The organism is Haloferax sp. Atlit-10N (genome assembly GCF_003586325.1).
GTDB lineage: Archaea > Halobacteriota > Halobacteria > Halobacteriales > Haloferacaceae > Haloferax > Haloferax prahovense.
Window position 1 is genome coordinate 54154 of the sequence record NZ_PSYX01000006.1, and the last position, 17725, is coordinate 71878.

Here is a 17725-nt window from a genome sequence, read left to right on the forward strand (position 1 = left end):
TCACCACCCGGTCTCGTCCCGCGGGAGTGGGTCGTAGGGGATCTCGTAGCCGAACGCTTCGGGGCCGATGACGTCGAGCGCCTCGGGCGTCGTGAGCAGTTCGGGCGCGGGCACGCCGAGGACGCGGACGCGCTGGCCGTACCGCAGGGCGTCGGTCATGACCGGCGCGCCGGTGTCGGTGTCGACGAGGCAGATGAGGTCGGGGACGGTCGTGAGAAGCTCGCCGTCGTCGTCCCGCGCGACGAGGAACTCGTTTTGGAACTCGATTTCGAGGGTCGCGTCCTCGTCCAACCCGGTGAGCGTGACGCTCCCGAGAGCGAAGCCGTCGCGGTTGCGACGGTGTACGTCCACGATTTTGCCGGCGAACAGCTCCTCGCCGCCGAGGAGTTCGCGGCCGGCGTCGACGGGGTCGGTGCCGGCGTCGCGGGCGCGTTCGACCGTCCGCCCGAGTTCGGTGGCGAGTGAGACGGTGTGGGGTACCGCGTACTCCGAGACGAACGCGCCGGTCATGAGCGGGAAGGCGTAGCCCGAGCGGCCGCCCATCTGAACGGTGATGGCCCGCGCGAGGTCTTCGAGGCGCTTGGCCGAGTCGATGTCTCGGTAGACGACCTGATTGCCGCGCTCGTCGGTCGTCGCCGCGTAGTTCACGGGCGTCCCGTAGATGAAGAACGTGTCCATCTGTAGCTCGGGGAACGCCCGGCCCATGCCGTCGGCGTCGACCACGGGGAGGTCGGTCATCGCCGCCACGCACAGCGGGGCCATGCTGTTCGCGCCGCCGATTTCGCCGGGGATGAGCGCGTCGACCGTCTCGCCGGAAAGCTCCTCGATGGCCCGAAGCGACTGCACTTCCTCGTCGCCGCCGGCGAACTTCTCGACGCTGATGGTGGGCGCGCCCATCCCGCCGACGCTCGCCACGGTGGCGTCGGCCGGCAGGTCCCGCGGGTCGACCAGTTCGACCGAGTCGGGGTAGGCGTCGTCTTCGAGGAGCGTCTGCAGGCGCAGTCGGCCGAGGCGGGGGTTGCCGCCGCCGCCGGTGCCGAGGATGCCCGCGCCGGTGCCGAGCGCTTCGAGGTCGTCGAGCGTTATCTCCGTCAGGTGTGGGATGTCGAAACTCATGGGTGGTCCGCGAGTGGTTCGTAGGTCGCGTCGAGGCCGAACGACGCCGGCCCCCACACGTCGAGCGCGGCGGGCGTCCGCATTATCTCGGGCGTCCTGATGCCGAGCACGCGGACTCGCGCCCCGTACCGGAGGCTCTCGGTCGGAATCGGACCGCCCGTCTCGCGGTCGAGGACGGTGATGAGGTCGGGGACGGTCGCCACGTAGCTCCCGTCGACCGCCGCGCCGAGATTCTCGTTTTGGAACTCGATGCGCATCGTCGAGCCCTCGTCGCCGTCGAGGCCGTCGATATCGACGTGGCCGAAGACGAACCCGCGTTCGGTGCGGCGCTGAACGTCTACGATTTTCCCCTCGAACAGCGACCGCGCCTCGCCGTAAATCGACTCGCGGGTCACCTCGCGGATGGCGCTCATCGCGTCGTCTTCGGCGAGTCGGAGCGCGCGACCGAGGTTCTTCGCGAGCGACATCGTGTCGGGGATGGCGGTCTCTTTGACCTGCGTCCCGGTCATCGGGTAGTCCGAGACGTAGGCGACGCCGCCCATCCTGACGGTGACGCCGCGGGCCAGCCACTCCAACTGGTCGTTGTCCTCCGTCTCGATGAGGCAGGTGCTCCCCTGCTCGTCGCTGACGGCCGCGGGCGTCCCGCTGACGCCGTAGATGTTGAACGTCTCGTGTTGGAGTTCGGGGAAGGCGCGTCCCATGCCGTCGGCGTCTACCACGGGAAGTCCGCGGCGGGCCGCGACGGCGAAGGGGAACGTCGAGTTGATGCCGCCGCACTCGATCGGCATCGTCGCGTCGGCGGTCTTCCCGAGTTCGCGCTCGATTCGCTCCATCGAGGCGACGGCCTCCCGCCCGCTCGGGAGCTTTTCGACCGAGACGGTCGGCGCGCCCATCTGGGCGGTCGGGATGACGAAGTCGTCCGCGTCCAGTTCGTCCGGGGGGAGGAGTTCGACGGGGCCGAACTCCTCGATGGCCTGCTTCGCGACGAGTTTGCCGACGTGGGGGTCGCCCCCGCCGCCGGTGCCGAGGACAGTCGCGCCGAGCGCGATGTCTTCTATCTCCTCGACGCCGATTTCGACCGTCATCAGTGGTCGAGCGCCCCGGCGGCCTTCACCTTGATTCGCACCGCGTTGCCGGGCAGGTACGAAAGCGGGACCTCCTCGACGTCGACGATGTCCACGCTGTCGGCGTCCGCGCCGGCGGCGAGCGCGTTGTCGGTGGCCTCGTCTTTCGCGTGCTGGATGGCCTCCTCGCGGTCCATCTCGTCGAGGCTGTAGATGCGGTCGACCTCGCCGGAGACCTGCGCGATGGCGACGCCGACGGCGTTGGCGACCTCGTAGTGGTCGGGCTTGTGGACCTCGCTCGCGCCCGCGATGTCGTCGGGGACGAGGATGCTCCCGCCGCCGACGATGACCACGGGGACGGGGTCGGCGCTCGTCTTCATGCGGTCGACCTCGCGCTCGACGCGCTCTCTGACGTACTCGCGGGCGGCCTCGACGATTTCACCGTCGACGTCCGGCGTCTCGGAGCCGATGTCGATGGTGCCGGCGGCGACTTCGAGGTCGGTCGCGGTCAGCGTCTCCCCGCCGAAACACTTCGCCTCCTCGGTCAGTTTGTAGCCGACGCTCTGGGGGCCGACGGTGACGCCGTCGTCGGTCGAGACGATGGAGCCGCCGCCGATGCCGATGGCGATGATGTCGGGCATGCGGAAGTTGGTCTTCACCTCGCCGATTTCGACGGCGACGCTGCTCTCGCGGGGGAAGCCCTCGGTGACCGCGCCCACGTCGGTGGTCGTGCCGCCCACGTCGACGATGATGCCGTTTTCGACCGCGGAGAGGTACGCCGCGCCCCGGACCGAGTTCGAGGGGCCGCTGGCGACCGTGAAGATGGGGTAGCGGATGGCGTAGTCGACGCTCATCAGCGTCCCGTCGTTCTGGCCGAAGTAGAGGTTCGCGTCGATGCCGCGTTCGTTCATCGCGTCGACGAAGGCGTTCGCGGCCTCCGAGGCGACGCTGGTGAGCGCGGCGTTGAGCGCTGTCGCGTTCTCACGTTCGAGCAGGCCGACGCTCCCGATCTCGTTCGAGACGGAGATGGGTACGTCGTCGCCGACCTCCTCGCGGATGAGTTCGGCGACCCGCGTCTCGTGGTCGTCGCGGACGGGCGAGAAGACGCTCGTCACGGCGAAGGCGTCCACGTCGGCGAACTCGCGAACCTGCGCTCTGACCTGCTCCTCGTCGAGGTCGTTGAGGAGGCGGCCGTCGAACTCGTGGCCGCCGTCGAGGATGGCGACGTTGTTGCCGATTGCCTCGGCGAGGTCGTCGGGCCACTCCAAGAGCGGCCGGATGCTCTGGGTCGCGGGCGCGCCGATGCGGATGACGCCGACCTCGTTGAGGCCGCGGCGCTCCGTGATGGCGTTCGTCGCGTGGGTGGTGCCGAGCATCACGTAGTCGAGTTCGTCCTCGGAGACACCGCTGTCGTCGAGGACCACGTCGAGGGCGTTGAGGATGCCCGACGTGATGTCTTCCGTGGTTGGGGTCTTCGTCTTCGCGAGGAGGTTGTCGTCGCCGTCCATGACGACGGCGTCCGTGTTGGTGCCGCCGACGTCGATTCCGATTCGGTAGTCAGTCATGTTTGGGTTGCTGGAGAGTTTCGATTGGTTCGTAGTCGATGCTGTAGTCGAAGTACCCCGGCCCGACGAGGTCGAGTCCCTCGTCGGTCCGCCACTTCGGCGAACACGGCATCCCGATGACCCGCACCCGGTGGCCGTAGGCGAGTCGCTCGGTGGTGACGGGGTCGCCCGTCTCGGCGTCCAGGACGGTAATCAGGTCGGGGGTGCTCGCCACGACGCCGCGCTCCGAGTCGCGGGCGACGAGGTTCTCGTTCTGGAAGTCGAGGGTGAACGTCCGGCCCTCGCAGTCGTCGATGCCGTCGAGGGTCGCCTCGCCGACCGCGAAGCCGCCTTCGGTCCGGCGCTCCACGTCAGTTATCTTCCCCGCGAACAGTTCGTAGCCGTCCGTGAGGTCGAGGACCGCCTCGACGGGGTCCTGCGAGCGGTGCTTGGCGGTGCGAATCGCCTCGCCGATGTCGTGGGCGAGGGACATCGAGTCGAGAATCGCGTGCTCGCGGACCTCCGAGCCGGAGAGCGCGTAGGTGCCTATCATGCACGCGCCGCCCATCTCGATGCTCGTCACGCGGGCGAACGCCTCGGCGTACTCGTTGCTGACGGTGTTCACGAGAAGCGAGTTGCCCTTCTCGTCGGCGATGCTCATCGGGGTGGCGCTGACGCCGCCCATCGTGAGCGTCACCATCTGCACCTCGGGGAACGCCCGGCCCATGCCGTCGGCGTCCACGAGGGGAAGCCCGAGCGCGGCGGCGACGGCGATGGGGACGGTGCTGTTCAGCCCGCCCGCCTCGATGCTCATCGTCGCGTAGGCCTCCTGTCCGAGGTGCGTTTCGAGCGCCTCGAAGGCGGCCAGCGCCTCGGTTCCCTTCGGCATCTTCTCGACCATCACGGTCGGTGCGCCGAGCATCGCGCTCGGGATGACGAGCGCGTCGTCGGGCACGTCCCGCGGGTCGATGAGGTCGACGGGGCCGTGCTCTTCGATTGCCTGCTGTGCCATCAGCTTCCCGATGTAGGGGTCGCCCCCGCCGCCGGTCCCGAGGACGGTCGCGCCGGTGGCGAAGTCGTCGATGTTGTCTGTGGTTATCTTCATGGTTCGTGGGTGTTCGATGCGACTGTCTCGTCGGCGACCGCCGCGACGGCCACCTCGGGCACGTCGTCGAACGCGTCGGCGTACGCCTCGTCGTAGATGTGACACCGGACGCTGGGTCCGGCGTCGACCGCGACGAACTGCGGTTCGTCGGTCGAACACGCGTCCGTCGCGTAGGGACACCGCGTGTGGAACCGACAGCCCGTGGGAACGTCCCGCGGGCTCGGGATTTCGCCCCGGAGCGGTTCGTGTCGCGGCTTGTACGCCTCTTCCTCGTCGGTCGTGACGGGAATCGCGGAGAGGAGCGCCCGCGAGTAGGGGTGTCGCGGCCGCTGGAAGACCTCCTCCGTGGGGCCGCGTTCTTGAATCTCGCCGAGGTACATCACGGCCGTCTCGTCGGCGAAGTTGCGGACCAGAGAGAGGTCGTGGGTGATGAACAGGTAAGTGAGTCCGAACTCCTCCTGTAAGTCCTCGAGGAGCGCGATAATCTTCGCCTGCACGCTCACGTCGAGGGCGCTCGTCGGCTCGTCGAGCAAGAGCAGTTCCGGCTCGACCGCGAGCGCGCGGGCGATGTTCACCCGCTGTTTCTGCCCGCCGGAGAGTTCGTGCGGGTACTTGTTCCAGTACTCGTCGTTCAACTCGACGCGTTCGAGCAGGTCGACCACGCGCTCCCGGAGGTCGGACGTCGCCACGCCGCGGGCCTTCAGCGGGACCGCGAGCGACTTGCCGATAGTCCGCCGTGGGTTCAGACTCGACGTGGGGTCCTGAAACACCATCTGGACGCGCGACCGGAGGCGAGCCAGTTGCTCGTCGGTCGCGTTCGTGATGTCCTCGCCGTCGAACCTGACGGTCCCGCCGGTCGCGCCGGTCAGGCCGATAATTGTCCGCGCGACGGTGCTCTTTCCGGACCCGGACTCGCCGATGAGCGCGAGGGTTTCGCCGCGCTCGATGTCGAACGAGACGCCGTCGACCGCCTTCACGTAGTCGGACGTGCGCTTGATGATGCCGCTTTTGACGGGGAAGTACTTCTCGAGGTCGTCGACTTCGAGCAGGGGTTCGGACACGTCAGTCACCCCCCTTCTGCTTGCCCGGTCGCCGGGTCATGTGGCTCCGGGTCTCTTCGACGGTCGGCCGCTCGGACGCCGGGACGGCCTCGTCGTAGAGAACGCACTCGACACCGGTCTGCGGGCCGCGCTCGTACATCTCCGGGCGGGCCTGCTCGCACTCGGCGGTGGCGTAGGGACACCGCGGCGCGAACCGACAGCCCGGCGGCGGGTCGAGGTACTCGGGAATCGAGCCGTCGATACCGGTCGCCATCTCGTCGCCCGTCAGGCGCGGAATCGACGCGATGAGCCCCTGCGTGTAGGGGTGTTTCGGGTTCTCGAACAGCTCGTCTGTCGGCGCGGTTTCGACGATGCGGCCGCCGTACATGACGTACACGCGGTCGCTCACCTGTCGAGCGACGCCGAGGTTGTGGGTGATCATCAGGACGCTCAGGTCGTGGTTCTCGATGAGGTCCTTCAGCAGGTCGAGAATCTGGTCGTGAATCGTCACGTCCAGCGCGGTACCGATTTCGTCGGCGATGAGCAGGTCCGGCTCGTTCAGCAGGGCCTGCGCGATGAGCGCGCGCTGACGCATCCCGCCGGACAGCTGCGACGGGTACGAGTCCATGATGTTCTCGGGGTCCGGCATCTGAACCTCGCGGAGCATCTCCAAGACGCGCTCGCGCGCCTCGTTGCGCTCGCCGCTGAAGCGGCGGCGGAAGAACTCCACGACGCCCGTGTCGCTGTCGCCGCCGAACTGCGCGGTGTCGGTGAGCTGTTCCCCGATGGTGAACGTCGGGTTCAGGCTCGACATCGGGTCCTGGAAGACGAGGCTCATCCGCTGGCCCTTGACGCGCTCGAACTCGCGGTCCGAAAGCGACAGCAGCTCCGTCCCGTCGAACGTGATTTCGCCGCTGACGCGGGCGGGCGGCTGGTTGAGCAGGCGGAGGATGGACTTCATCGTCACCGACTTGCCGCAGCCGGTCTCGCCGGCGATGGTGACGACCTCGCCCTTGCCGATAGAGAGGTTGACGCCGTCGATGACCTCCGCGAAGCCGTCGAACGACTCGAAGCCGACTTCGAGGTCCTCGACGGTCAAAAGCGGGTTCTCGGCGACCGGCTCGTCGAGTTTCATCGGTTCACCTCCACGTCGAAGAGGTCACGCAGCCCGTCGCCGAGCATGTTGAACCCCATCACGAGGACGAAGATGGCGAGCCCGGCGAAGACGCTTACCCACCACGAGTCGGGCAGGTAGGACGTTCCTTGGCTGACCATCGTCCCGAGGCCGGGCTGGGGCGGCTGGACGCCGACGCCGATGAACGACAGGCCCGCGCCGATGAGGATGACGAAGCCCGCGTCGAGGGTCACCTTGACCAGAATCGGTGACAGCGTGTTCGGGAGAATCTCCCGGAAGAGTATGTGCGGGGTGCTCGCGCCGGCGAGCTTCGCGGCCTGCACGTACTCCTCGCCGCGCTCGCTGGCGACGATACTCTGGACGAGGCGGGCGTGCCACGTCCACCACAGCGCCGCGATAGCTATCATCGCGTTCGTCAGCGTCGGCTCTAAGGCCGAGGTGATGGCCAACGCCATCACGAGCGGCGGTAAGGCGAGCGCCGTGTCGGTCGCCCGCATGATAATCGTCTCGACCCAGCCGCCGTAGTAGCCGGCGACGAGGCCGAGCAGCACGCCCACGGGGACGCCGAAGCCGAGGACGACGCCCACGAGCATGAGCGACAGCCGGTAGCCGAAGAGGATTCGCGAGAGCACGTCGCGGCCGACGTGGTCGGTCCCCAGCGGGTGGTCGAGGCTCGGCGGCTGGAGCGTGTTCGAGAAGTCGGTGAACTTCCCGGCGTGTTCGGGGTACGGCGCGACGACGGGCGCGAAGACGGCGAGCAAGATGATGGCGATGATGATTCCGAGACCGATGACGCTCATCGGCCTGCTCGTAAAGCGCTTCCACGACCGCTGCCAGAGTTCGCGGCGCTCGGCCGAGACGAACCGGTCGAGGACGCCCGCGGACTCGGCGCTCATGTCGCCTCCTCCATCGCCAGTCTGATGCGCGGGTCAACGCGACCCAGCAGCACGTCGACGAGGAAGTTGATGCTCACGAACGCGACGCCGATGGTCATCGTGACGCCGACGACGGCGTTGAAGTCGTTGTTCAGCACCGCGGTGACGCCGTAGGACGCGAGACCGGGCCACGAGTAGACGAGTTCGATGAGGAACGCGTTCCCCAGAAGCGAGGCGTACAACAGCCCCAGAATCGTGAGCGTCGGAATGAACGCGTTCTTGAGCGTGTACTTGTACGTGACGAGCCACGAGGGGAGGCCGAAGCCGCGTTCGGCCTCGACGTAGTCCTGGTCTTTCACGTCTATCATGCTCGACCGAGTGATGCGCATCACCTGTCCGATACCGGCGAGCGAGAGCGCAAGCGCCGGGAGGATGATGTGCGCCCACGCGTCGACGTGGGCCGCGAGGTTCCCGGACAGCAGGGTGTCCACGAGCAGGAAGCCCGTGAACCGCGAGACGCCCGAGCCGAACTCCGAGCCGAGCCGCCCCGTGATGGGGAGCCATTCGAGCAGGTAGCCGAACAGCAACTGGAACATGATTGCGATGAAGAAGCCGGGTACGCTCACGCTGAAGAACGCGACGAGCCGCGTCGCGTTGTCGGTGAGCCCGTCTTTGTTCTGCGCGGCGATGACGCCGAGCGGAATCCCGATGACGACGGTGAGGAACATCGACACCGTGATGAGTTCGAGCGTCGCCGGCAGGTAGTAGACGATGTCGGTGCTGACCGCGCGCTTGGTCTCGAGGCTCGTCCCGAGGTCGCCGACGAGCAGCCCTCGCATGTAGTCGAGGTACTGCAGGGGAATCGGCTTGTTCAGTCCCATCTCGGCGGCGAGCGCCTGCACCTGTTCTTCGGATGCGAGCGCGCCGAGGGCCATCCGCGCGGGGTTCCCGGGGAGCACTCGTGACGTGGTGAAGATGATTATCGACAGGCCGATGAGACTCACGAGGATGCCCGCGAGCCGGCGCACGAGGTACTGCCAGTACTTCATTCTTGGTAGAAGTCGGGGAACCAGTAGTCGAAACTCATCGACGGCCGGAACGTGTAGCCCTTCACGTCGTCCGCGAAGGCGTGCTTCTTCGACTGGACGAAGATGAACAGGGCGGGGAACTGGTTCGCGATGCGCTCTTGCACCTCGGCGTACAGTTCGGCGCGGGCGTCGGCGTCGACCGTCGAGCGCGCTTCGTCGATGAGGGAGTCGACCGCCTCGTCTTCGAGGTGTTCCATGCTCATCCACGTCGAGGCGGCTTCAGAGTGGTACTGGTTGTAGAACACCGTGTCCGGCGAGGGGTACACCGGACCGTAGAACACCTGGTTGATGTGCGGCGTCCCCTCGACGCTCGTCGCGAGTTCGGTCATCGTTCCCCACGTCTGGGGGTTCAACTCGACGTTGATGCCGATTTCGTCCATGTTCTGCTGGAAGAGCAGGCCCATCTTCTCTTCGAGGCCGTAGTCCTTCACGTAGGTGTTCTGGACGGTGATGTCGCCCTCCTCGTAGCCGGCGTCGGCGAGAATCTGCCGCGCCTTCTCGGGGTCGTAGGTCGGCTGGACGATGTCGTCGTTGTGGACGCCGAACGACGTCGGGAGCGGCCCCTGCGCGGGGAGCGACCCCGGCGCGATTTCGTTACGCGCCGTCTCGTAGTCGAAGCCGTAGGCCATCGCCTCGCGGACGGCGGGGTCGTCGGTCGGTGCCTTCTGGGTGTTGATTTTGAAGTAGAACGTCGTCACCGTCGGGACCGACTCGACGCGGATGTCGTCTTCGGCCGCGAGGGCCTCGTAGGTCTCCTCGCTTTGGTACTGGCTCGACATGTCGAGTTCGCCCGTCTTCATCAGCGAGCGAACCGTCGGGTCGTTGGTGATGATCTGGACGACGACGTTGTCGTACGCGCCGTCTTTGAACGAGCCCCAGTAGTCCGCGTAGCGGCTGAACGAGATCTGGGCCTGCCGCTCGAAGCCCGCGAGCTCGTACGGGCCGGAGCCGGCGTCGTTGTCGTTGAGGAACGACTGGGCGTAGTCGCCGCGGTCGCCGAAGTCGCCGTCCTCGGCGTTGTCGAGGACCTGCTGTTTGTCGACGACGAACAGTAACACGAGCGTCGCGAGGAACGGCGAGTGGACGCGGTCGAGCGTGAACGACACGGTCCGCTCGTCCTCGACGGTCACGTTCTCCTTCGAGAGCACGTTACCGAGCAGCGACGAGTAGCCCTGGTTGATATCGAGGAACCGCTCGGCAGAGAACTGCACGTCCTCCGCCGTGACGGGGTTGCCGCTGTGGAATGTCGCGCCCTCGCGGAGCGTGAACGTGTAGGTCCGGTTGTCGTCCGAGACGGTCCAGTCCTCGGCGAGGTGTCCCTGTAGGTTCCCCTCCGTGTCGGGGAACACGAGCGGGTCGTAGAGGTTGACCAACGCGAGCACCTGCGTGTAGTCCGTCCCCTTCGCGGGGTCGACGGTCCCGAAGCGCTGGGTCGCGCTCATGCGGAGCGTCGAACTACTCGAGTCACCGCCGGATGTCGTCTCCGTCCCCGTCCCCTCGCCGTCGCCGCCCGAGGCCGTCGTCTGCTCTTCACCGTTGTAGCTCTCACCGCCCCCGGAACAGCCGGCGAGGCCGGCGATGCCGGCCGTCCCGAGGACCTTGAGGAAGTTCCGACGACTCGCCGCGTCTCCGAACCGAGCGCGGATTGACTCCGATTTCGACCCCACCTGCGACCGCGTCTGTGTGATGTCCTTTCTCGACATACGTTACTCATTCTCACAGAGTTGCAATGGCACATAAAGGCACCGTATAGTAACCTAAAATAATATTCTAGGTTCAAAGTGGAATGCTGTATGAACAATATGGAACAACGTGGTTGTGTGTCTTCTAGCACACCACTCGGCTTGCGGTGGTAATCGACCGACACCGCCCACCTCTACGGAACCACGTCCTGTCGCGGGGAACGACCGGGGTCGGTTTCTCCGCCGTCGACTACTCTCTCACACGCGCATCCGCGATTCACCTTCGCCTCCGCGACGAGTCGCGATTTCCGAGGATATCGTTACCGGTTGGTGACTCACGAATTCTTATCAAAATACTATGTTAAAATCTTAATTGGTATTTCTATGCGAGACATATCTAAATCAGAATAAATACTTGCAAAAACAATATATTTGGAATACAAAACTGACTTAATATGGATAAAATAATTTAATTAAGGCCTATATGTGGGAAAATATTTCTAAAATATATTCCACTCGGAAAATCAACATGATGTATTTATGGTTGTTTTTGAAAATTATCAAGATATTTGTACTATTTTTCGGGTTCTGTTCTGTGACGGGATCCGGAATTCGGACAGTGCTGCGTCGATTTTGTTGCGACAGTTCTCCCCGTCTTGTTTCTAAAATTGGAATTAGAATTGACAAAATGGAACCCAACGACCGAGCGACCGACTTCGAGCCCGTCGGACGACGTTTAAGTCTCCGTGGAAAGAACGACCACTCGATGGCATGGGAGTTCGAGCGAGTCGCGGGTCCGTTCCGGGCGACTGAGGGTCCGATTTGGACCGGCGACGCGGTTCGATTCACGGAGATAACGGAGCATCAGGTCCTCGAATACGACCCCGAGACGGGGGAGACCGGCGTCTACATCGACTCGACCGCCGGCGCAGTCGGGCTTCACGAGGGCCTCGGCGGCGAGCTGTACGCCTGTGGGTCCGAGGGCCACCGCATCGCCGTGCTCGCCCCGGACGAGCCCGCGTCGGTCGTCGTCGACGAGTTCGAAGGAACGCCGCTCAACGGGCCGAACGACCTCGAAATCGACCGCGACGGCGACGTCTGGTTCACCGACCCCGACGACAAGGACCGGGGGTTGCTCGGCCACACTTCCGTCTTCCGGGCCGAGCGACCGGACCCGGGTGACGACTGGCGACTCGTCCAGCTCACCGACGAGATGGACCGTCCGAACGGTATCCTCCTCTCGCCGGACGAGACGCGACTGTACGTCGCAGAATGCACTTACGGCCCGGACCAAGAGACCGACCTGCGAGCCTACCCGATTCGGGACGACGGGTCGCTCGGCCCCCGCGAGATACTACACGACTTCGGCGACCACCGGGGTATCGACGGCATGACGCTCACGGCGTCGGGTGAAATCGTCGCCTGCGCCGGATGGGAAAAAAGCGGCCCGGGGCCATCGATTTACGTCTTCTCCCCGTCGGGCGAGGTGCTGGAACGCCACCCGTTCCCCGAGAACCGCCCGACGAACTGCACGCTCGGCGGTCCGGACGGTTCGACGCTCTACGTCGCGGACATGACGGGGTGTCTCTACGCGGCCGAGACCGACCGCTCGGCGTACGTTCGCTTCTGACCGAAACGGGACCGTGAGGACAGATACGCTGGATTGGGTGTCGTCGGAACCGAACCCGAACTCGGCGACTCCGACGCGGGCGTCTCAGCGGAGCGGTTCGAACGCCTCGAGCCCCGCTTGGGACGCTTCCATGTCTTCGGACACCGCTCCGCCGCTCGCACCGACCGCGCCGACGACGACGCCGTCGTGTTCGACGGGGAACCCGCCGCCGAAGACGACGACGCGACCGTTGTCGGTGGTGTGGAGGCCGTACACGTCGCCGCCGGGTTCGGCACCTTCCTTCAGTTCGTGGGTCGGCTTCTTGACCGCGGCCGCGGTGTAGGCCTTGTTCTGTGCGATGTTGCTCGCGACGAGCTTCGCGCCGTCCATCCGGCGGAACCCGAGGAGGTTCCCCTCGCTGTTCGTCACCGCGAGGTTCAGCGGGACGCCGAGTTCTTCGGCTTTCTCCTCCGCCGCGTCGAGAATCGTCTTGGCTTCGGCTAGCGTTAGCTCTTGAACCATCGACTCGACCGTCGACCGCTCGGGGCAAAAAACCACCGTTCACGGGGAGAACAGCCGTCTTAGCGGACACAGCCGGTGATACGGCTATCTGAACCGAATCGAACGCCGCGGACTCGCCTACGCGTTTTCGCGTTCGTCTATCGTTGTCGCGTCGGCTTGAACGTACGGGTTACCGCGGGAGGGCGTTCCCCGACCGCTCGAACGACTCCACGTCGCCGGCGTCGGCGGCGTCGATGAGGTCGTTGTTCACGAACAGGCGTTCGCCGTCCGTGTTCGAAAGCGAGAGGAACGTCTCGGTCCCCTCTGTCGCCCGGGAGTTCCGAACCGTGATGTCCGTCGTGTCGACGAGCGAAATCGCCGCCGCGTCGTCGTCGCGGTGGGCCTGTCGGCCGACGAAGCCGTCGACGAGCAGGCCGTCAACGTCCTCGCAGGCCAGCCCGCTCCGGTAGTAGTCGGGCAGGTCGCCGCTGTCGTCCCACTCGACGGTCACGTCGCGCATCGTCACGTCGCGGGCGTTCTCGACGTGGACGCCGGCGATGTCGTTGGCGAAGATTGGCGTGACGACAGAACTCGGCTGGAGGTCGAAGTTACCGCCCACCTCGTCGGCGTGCTCGCTCCCGGTGAGTTCGATACGGACGTTGTCGAACTCGACGGTCTCGATGTCGGAGCCCTCGGAGCCGTAGACGAGCGCCCCGTTCTCGCTGCGCGCGACGATGTTCGAAAAGCGCACGTTCCGAATCCCGCCGAGGTCGGTGTCGTCGTCGCGCGGAACCGACGTGACGTAGATTGGTTCGCCCTTGCCCCACCACGGGCCGGGGAGCATGTTGGAGTTGACGACGATGTCGGTGAAAAGCACGTTCTCGACGACGCCCGAGTCGCGGTGCTGGATGCCGAGGCCGCGGTTCGACTCCTGAACGACGATGTTCTGGAACAGGCAGTCGCGAATCGTGTCGTCGGTGCCCGACCCGAACTTGATGGCGCAGGCGCTCGACCGGAGCGTGCAGTTCGTCACGACGATGCCCTCGCAGGTCACCGGCTCGTCGGGTCGCGCGCCGAAGGTGATGCTGTCGTCGCACGACTGGATGGTGCAGTCGGAGATGTGGACGTTCTTCGTGTCGCCGAGCGCGATGCCGTCGCAGTTCGGGATGAGCAGGTGGTTGAGGATGTCGACGCCGCGGATGTCGACCTCCTCGGTCCCGTGGAACGACAGCGTCCACGCGGGCATGTCGCGGATGGTCACGTCGCGGATGCGGACGTTCGTACAGTTGTTGAACCGGAACATCGGACCGGGGCGGAAGTCGGGCTTCGCGACGGGCCAGCCCTCGGTCCCCTTCGTCCGCGAGAGGTAGGCGTCGCCCTGTCGCGCCTCGTGGGGACCGTTCGAGATGAGCGGGTGCGACGCGCTCTCGTTGGAGTGGCCCTGAATCGGCGTGTCCATCCGCATGAACTCGGTTCCGAGGCCGTCGAACTCGCCCTCGCCGGCGATGGTGACGTTCTCCACGTCCTCGGCGAGGAAGAAGATGCGCTCGTTGTCGGGGCCGATGAACTTGTCCGTGTACTCGGCTTCGTCCTTCGCGGGGCTGACGACCGCGCCGGCCTCCAGATAGAGCGTCACGTTGCTTCGGAGATGGACGGTTCCGACGGTGTACGTCCCGCTGGGGACGGTGACGGTTCCACCGCCGGACTCCGAGCAGTCGTCGATGGCCGTCTGGAACGCCTCGGTCTGGAGGTCGTCGGTCGAGTCGGCGTAGGCTGTCACGTCGAAGGCACTCGCTGCGGGTGGCATGTACCCGTACCGTCGCGGTGGCCTATCTTTATACTACTGGTGGTCGGAGTTCGGCCGTGAGTGATGCTCGCCCAAACGTCCTGTTCGTGATGACTGACCAGCAACGGTCGGACACGATTCAGGCGCTCGGAAACAGTCGAATCCACACCCCGAACATCGACCGACTCGTCGACCGCGGCGTCTCCTTTACCAACGCCTACTCGCCCGACCCAATCTGTATCCCAGCGCGACACACCATCCGAACCGGCTGCGAGGCCGTCTCGACGGGCTACCTCGGGAACGAAAAGCGCGACGCGCGACACCTCGAAGACCGGTGCGGCCCCTTCCTCGCCCGGAGCATGCGCGAGCGGGGTTACCGGACGTTCCTCGTCGGGAAGTATCACGCCCATCCCCGCGACATCGACCTCGGCTACGACCACCGCCTGAGCTTCGAGGCGTTCCGCGAGGAGACCGGCCACGAGGTCAAGACGACCGCCCGACAGGGCTCGATGGTCCACCTTCCCCAACAGAACCGGCTCCCGCCGGACGACAACTACGAGGCGTGGATGACCGACCGCGCGGTCGACCTCATCGGCCGCGACACCGACGAACCGTTCTTCGGCCTCGTCTCGTACGAACCGCCGCACCCGCCGTTCGCGCCGTCGCCGCCCTTCGACCGGATGTACGACCCCGAGCGGCTCGAAAACCCGGTGAAAGGCGACCTCGAAACCGACCACATGGACGAGAAGATTCCCACCCAGAACCACCACTTCTGGACGACCCGCGAAGGCGGCATCGACGACACCACCGTCCGGGTCATCAAGGCGTACTACTACGGGATGATATCGGAGGTCGACCGCCGCATCGGCCGCCTGCTCGACGCGGTCGAGGCCCGCGACGACGCCGACAACACCCTCATCTGTTTCTTCTCGGACCACGGCGAACTCCTCGGCGACCACCGCGGCTGGGAGAAGTCGTCGTTCTTCGAGTCGTCGTGTCGCGTCCCGTTCCTCGTGAGCTGGCCCGCGGAGCTTCCGGAGGGCGACCGCCGCGACGACCTCGTGGCGCTGACCGACCTGTTCGGCATCGCGACGACCGCCGCGGGCGACCAGGAACTCCGCGACGGCGTCGACGTGCTCGGGACGATTCGGGGCGACGCCGAGCCCCGCGAGCGGCTGTTCGGCTACCACCGGACGCCGCGGCTCCCCCCGAACTTCACCGGGATGGTCCGCGAGGGTCGCTGGAAGTACGTGTTCATGCGCAACGGCGGCCGCGAACAGCTGTTCGACCTCGCGGCCGACCCGAACGAACTCGACGAGTGCGCCGCCGACAACCCCGAGGTCGTCGCCGAACTCCGCGCCGCGCTGGCGGAGAAGCTGACCGACGCGGGCGCGAACGAGTTCGTCGAGAACGGGACGCTCCGGCGCGCGCCGTACCAGGAAATCGACATGGGTCGGCTCGTCCGCGAGCCGTACCCCGAGGAGCCGGCCGACGTGCTGGACTGACCGACCGGCGTCACTGGGTTCTCTCCCTCGCTCTCCGCGCCGTCCAGTCCCCGAAATCGCCGGTCCCGCCGTACTTTTATGAGCGTTCCGCGTAACCGACTATCACGAATGGAGATCAGCGACATCCGTACCATCCGGTTCAGCTGTGAGTCCCACATCGACCCCGACGAGAAGGGCCACGGCCACCCCGGCGAGCCGAGGGAGTCGACGCGGACCATCACGCACGTCGTCGTCGACGGCGGCCCCGACGGCTACTGCCGCGGCGGCCACGAGGCGGCCAACGAGTTCGCCAAGAAGCACCTCGTCGGCGAGAACCCGCTGTACCGCGAGAAGCTCTGGCAACTGCTCTGCCGGGCCGAGCGACTGAACAAGGGAACGCTCACCGACAAGCGCGTCGCGCCCATCGACTGCGCGCTCTGGGACATCGCCGGCAAGGACGCCGGTCTCCCGGTCTATCAACTCATCGGCGCGGCGCGGGACTCGGTCCCGGCCTACGGCAGTACGATGGTCGGTGACGACGACCCCGACGGACTCGGCTCGCCCGAGGCGTACGCCGACTTCGCCGAGGAACTCGTCGAGGAGGGCTATCAGGCCGTCAAGCTCCACACGTGGATGCCGCCGTTCGGCGACGACCCCGAACAGGACATCGCCGCCTGCCGGGCGGTCCGCGAGCGCGTCGGCGACGATATCGACCTCATGCTCGACGCCCACCACTTCTACAGCCGAAGCGAGGCCAAGAAGATCGGGAAGGCGCTCGAAGACCTCGACTTCCGCTGGATCGAGGAGCCGATGGACGAACACTCGATGTCCTCCTACGAGTGGCTCTCGAACGAACTCGATATCGCCGTCGTCGGCCCCGAGACCGCCGAGGGTCGGATGCACACCCGCGCCGAGTGGATAAAGCGGGATATCGCCGACATCATCCGCGTCGGCGTCTACGACGTGGGCGGCATCACGCCGGCGCTGAAGGCGGTCGGCCTCTGCGAGTCGTTCAACATCGAGTGCGAGATTCACGGCCGCGACGCGCCCAATCTCCAACTGCTCGGGACGATGGCGTTCCCCGGTCGGTACTACGAGCGCGGCCTCCTGCACCCGAAACACGACTACGAGACGTACTTCCCCGGCCTCGAACACCCGCCGGACGAAATCGACGAGAACGGCGTGGTCGAACTCCCGCAGACGCCGGGGCTCGGCTACGCGTTCGACTGGGACTACATCGACGCCAACCGCGTCGAGTAACCGCGCGAGAACGCGCGGCGAAACGGAGTACGGAACAACTGACGAGGGCCGCTACGAAACAGAATCGACGGCGGTCGCTGGCGCGGCGTTGCGCGCTGTTTTTCGGTGTGTTAGTTCGACGCTCGGTGCGGGTGGCGGACCTCCGCGGTCAATTGTACGAACCCCAGAGTCGGAGCAGTAGGAAGGCACCGATACCGACGCCGATGAGCGAGATTCCCCAGACGCCGAACATCCCCGCGAGCGTCCCGTCGAGGACGAAGCGCGCGAGGGCAATCATGAAGACGCCAGCGAGCACGGTCATGATGAAACTCCGGTTCGACGACGCGGCCTTCCGGAGCGAAGGCACGCGCGATGCGTTGACTGACATACGTACTCACACGGTAGCTCTCCGCACACAAATAGATACTGTTCGTGCGGGCGTCGTTCGCCCGGTTCG

Annotated in this window: 15 protein-coding genes; 3 read left to right on the forward strand and 12 right to left on the reverse strand. The window is 65.8% G+C overall.

Annotated features, from left to right (window positions below; all coding sequences use genetic code 11):
• Genes C5B91_RS16405 through C5B91_RS16445 form a run of 9 tightly spaced genes read right to left on the reverse strand, consistent with a single transcriptional unit; the run spans position 1 to position 10670 of the window.
• On the reverse strand, positions 1-1116 hold the full coding sequence (locus C5B91_RS16405) for a DUF917 domain-containing protein (RefSeq protein ID WP_115805588.1): 1116 nt from the start codon (positions 1114-1116) through the stop codon (positions 1-3).
• Complete coding sequence (locus C5B91_RS16410) at positions 1113-2201, reverse strand: DUF917 domain-containing protein (protein ID WP_049968705.1); 1089 nt, start codon at positions 2199-2201, stop codon at positions 1113-1115. The genes C5B91_RS16405 and C5B91_RS16410 overlap by 4 nt, the downstream gene beginning before the upstream one ends.
• On the reverse strand, positions 2201-3745 hold the full coding sequence (locus tag C5B91_RS16415) for a hydantoinase/oxoprolinase N-terminal domain-containing protein (protein ID WP_115820052.1): 1545 nt from the start codon (positions 3743-3745) through the stop codon (positions 2201-2203). Before C5B91_RS16415 ends, C5B91_RS16410 begins: the two co-directional genes overlap by 1 nt.
• Complete coding sequence (locus C5B91_RS16420) at positions 3738-4829, reverse strand: DUF917 domain-containing protein (RefSeq protein WP_008096978.1); 1092 nt, start codon at positions 4827-4829, stop codon at positions 3738-3740. The genes C5B91_RS16415 and C5B91_RS16420 overlap by 8 nt, the downstream gene beginning before the upstream one ends.
• Positions 4826-5899: an ABC transporter ATP-binding protein gene (locus tag C5B91_RS16425; RefSeq protein ID WP_008096977.1), complete on the reverse strand. Its 1074-nt coding sequence runs from the start codon at positions 5897-5899 to the stop codon at positions 4826-4828. Before C5B91_RS16425 ends, C5B91_RS16420 begins: the two co-directional genes overlap by 4 nt.
• Positions 5892-7004: an ABC transporter ATP-binding protein gene (locus tag C5B91_RS16430; RefSeq protein WP_049968702.1), complete on the reverse strand. Its 1113-nt coding sequence runs from the start codon at positions 7002-7004 to the stop codon at positions 5892-5894. The genes C5B91_RS16425 and C5B91_RS16430 overlap by 8 nt, the downstream gene beginning before the upstream one ends.
• The gene (locus tag C5B91_RS16435; protein WP_008096975.1) at positions 7001-7900 is read right to left on the reverse strand and encodes an ABC transporter permease; all 900 of its coding nucleotides are present in this window, start codon (positions 7898-7900) and stop codon (positions 7001-7003) included. The genes C5B91_RS16430 and C5B91_RS16435 overlap by 4 nt, the downstream gene beginning before the upstream one ends.
• Complete coding sequence (locus C5B91_RS16440) at positions 7897-8928, reverse strand: ABC transporter permease (protein WP_008096974.1); 1032 nt, start codon at positions 8926-8928, stop codon at positions 7897-7899. Before C5B91_RS16440 ends, C5B91_RS16435 begins: the two co-directional genes overlap by 4 nt.
• Positions 8925-10670 (reverse strand): ABC transporter substrate-binding protein, encoded by a 1746-nt coding sequence (locus C5B91_RS16445; RefSeq protein ID WP_008096973.1) that lies wholly within the window; start codon positions 10668-10670, stop codon positions 8925-8927. Before C5B91_RS16445 ends, C5B91_RS16440 begins: the two co-directional genes overlap by 4 nt.
• 745 nt (positions 10671-11415) lie before the next feature.
• Here C5B91_RS16445 and C5B91_RS16450 point away from each other — a divergent pair.
• Positions 11416-12279, forward strand: coding sequence for an SMP-30/gluconolactonase/LRE family protein (locus tag C5B91_RS16450; protein ID WP_049968831.1), 864 nt, complete (start codon positions 11416-11418; stop codon positions 12277-12279).
• 84 nt (positions 12280-12363) lie between these two features.
• Here C5B91_RS16450 and C5B91_RS16455 read toward each other — a convergent pair whose 3' ends face one another.
• Together C5B91_RS16455 and C5B91_RS16460 are read right to left on the reverse strand one after the other, a co-directional pair.
• A complete protein-coding gene (locus C5B91_RS16455) occupies positions 12364-12780 on the reverse strand; it encodes a heme-binding protein (RefSeq protein WP_004972082.1) in 417 nt (138 codons plus the stop codon).
• Between the two features lie 169 nt (positions 12781-12949).
• Positions 12950-14566: a glycosyl hydrolase family 28 protein gene (locus C5B91_RS16460; protein WP_304999689.1), complete on the reverse strand. Its 1617-nt coding sequence runs from the start codon at positions 14564-14566 to the stop codon at positions 12950-12952.
• A 56-nt stretch (positions 14567-14622) separates the two neighbouring features.
• On the opposite strand from C5B91_RS16460, the gene C5B91_RS16465 reads away from it, so the two are divergent.
• Both C5B91_RS16465 and C5B91_RS16470 read left to right on the forward strand, forming a co-directional pair.
• Complete coding sequence (locus C5B91_RS16465) at positions 14623-16050, forward strand: sulfatase (protein ID WP_115820051.1); 1428 nt, start codon at positions 14623-14625, stop codon at positions 16048-16050.
• Between the two features lie 108 nt (positions 16051-16158).
• Complete coding sequence (locus tag C5B91_RS16470; protein ID WP_058567741.1) at positions 16159-17289, forward strand: enolase C-terminal domain-like protein; 1131 nt, start codon at positions 16159-16161, stop codon at positions 17287-17289.
• 148 nt (positions 17290-17437) lie between these two features.
• Here the strand turns inward: C5B91_RS16470 and C5B91_RS16475 are convergent, their stop codons facing one another.
• Positions 17438-17656: a hypothetical protein gene (locus tag C5B91_RS16475; protein WP_008096958.1), complete on the reverse strand. Its 219-nt coding sequence runs from the start codon at positions 17654-17656 to the stop codon at positions 17438-17440.
• Between the last annotated feature and the right edge of the window lie 69 nt (positions 17657-17725).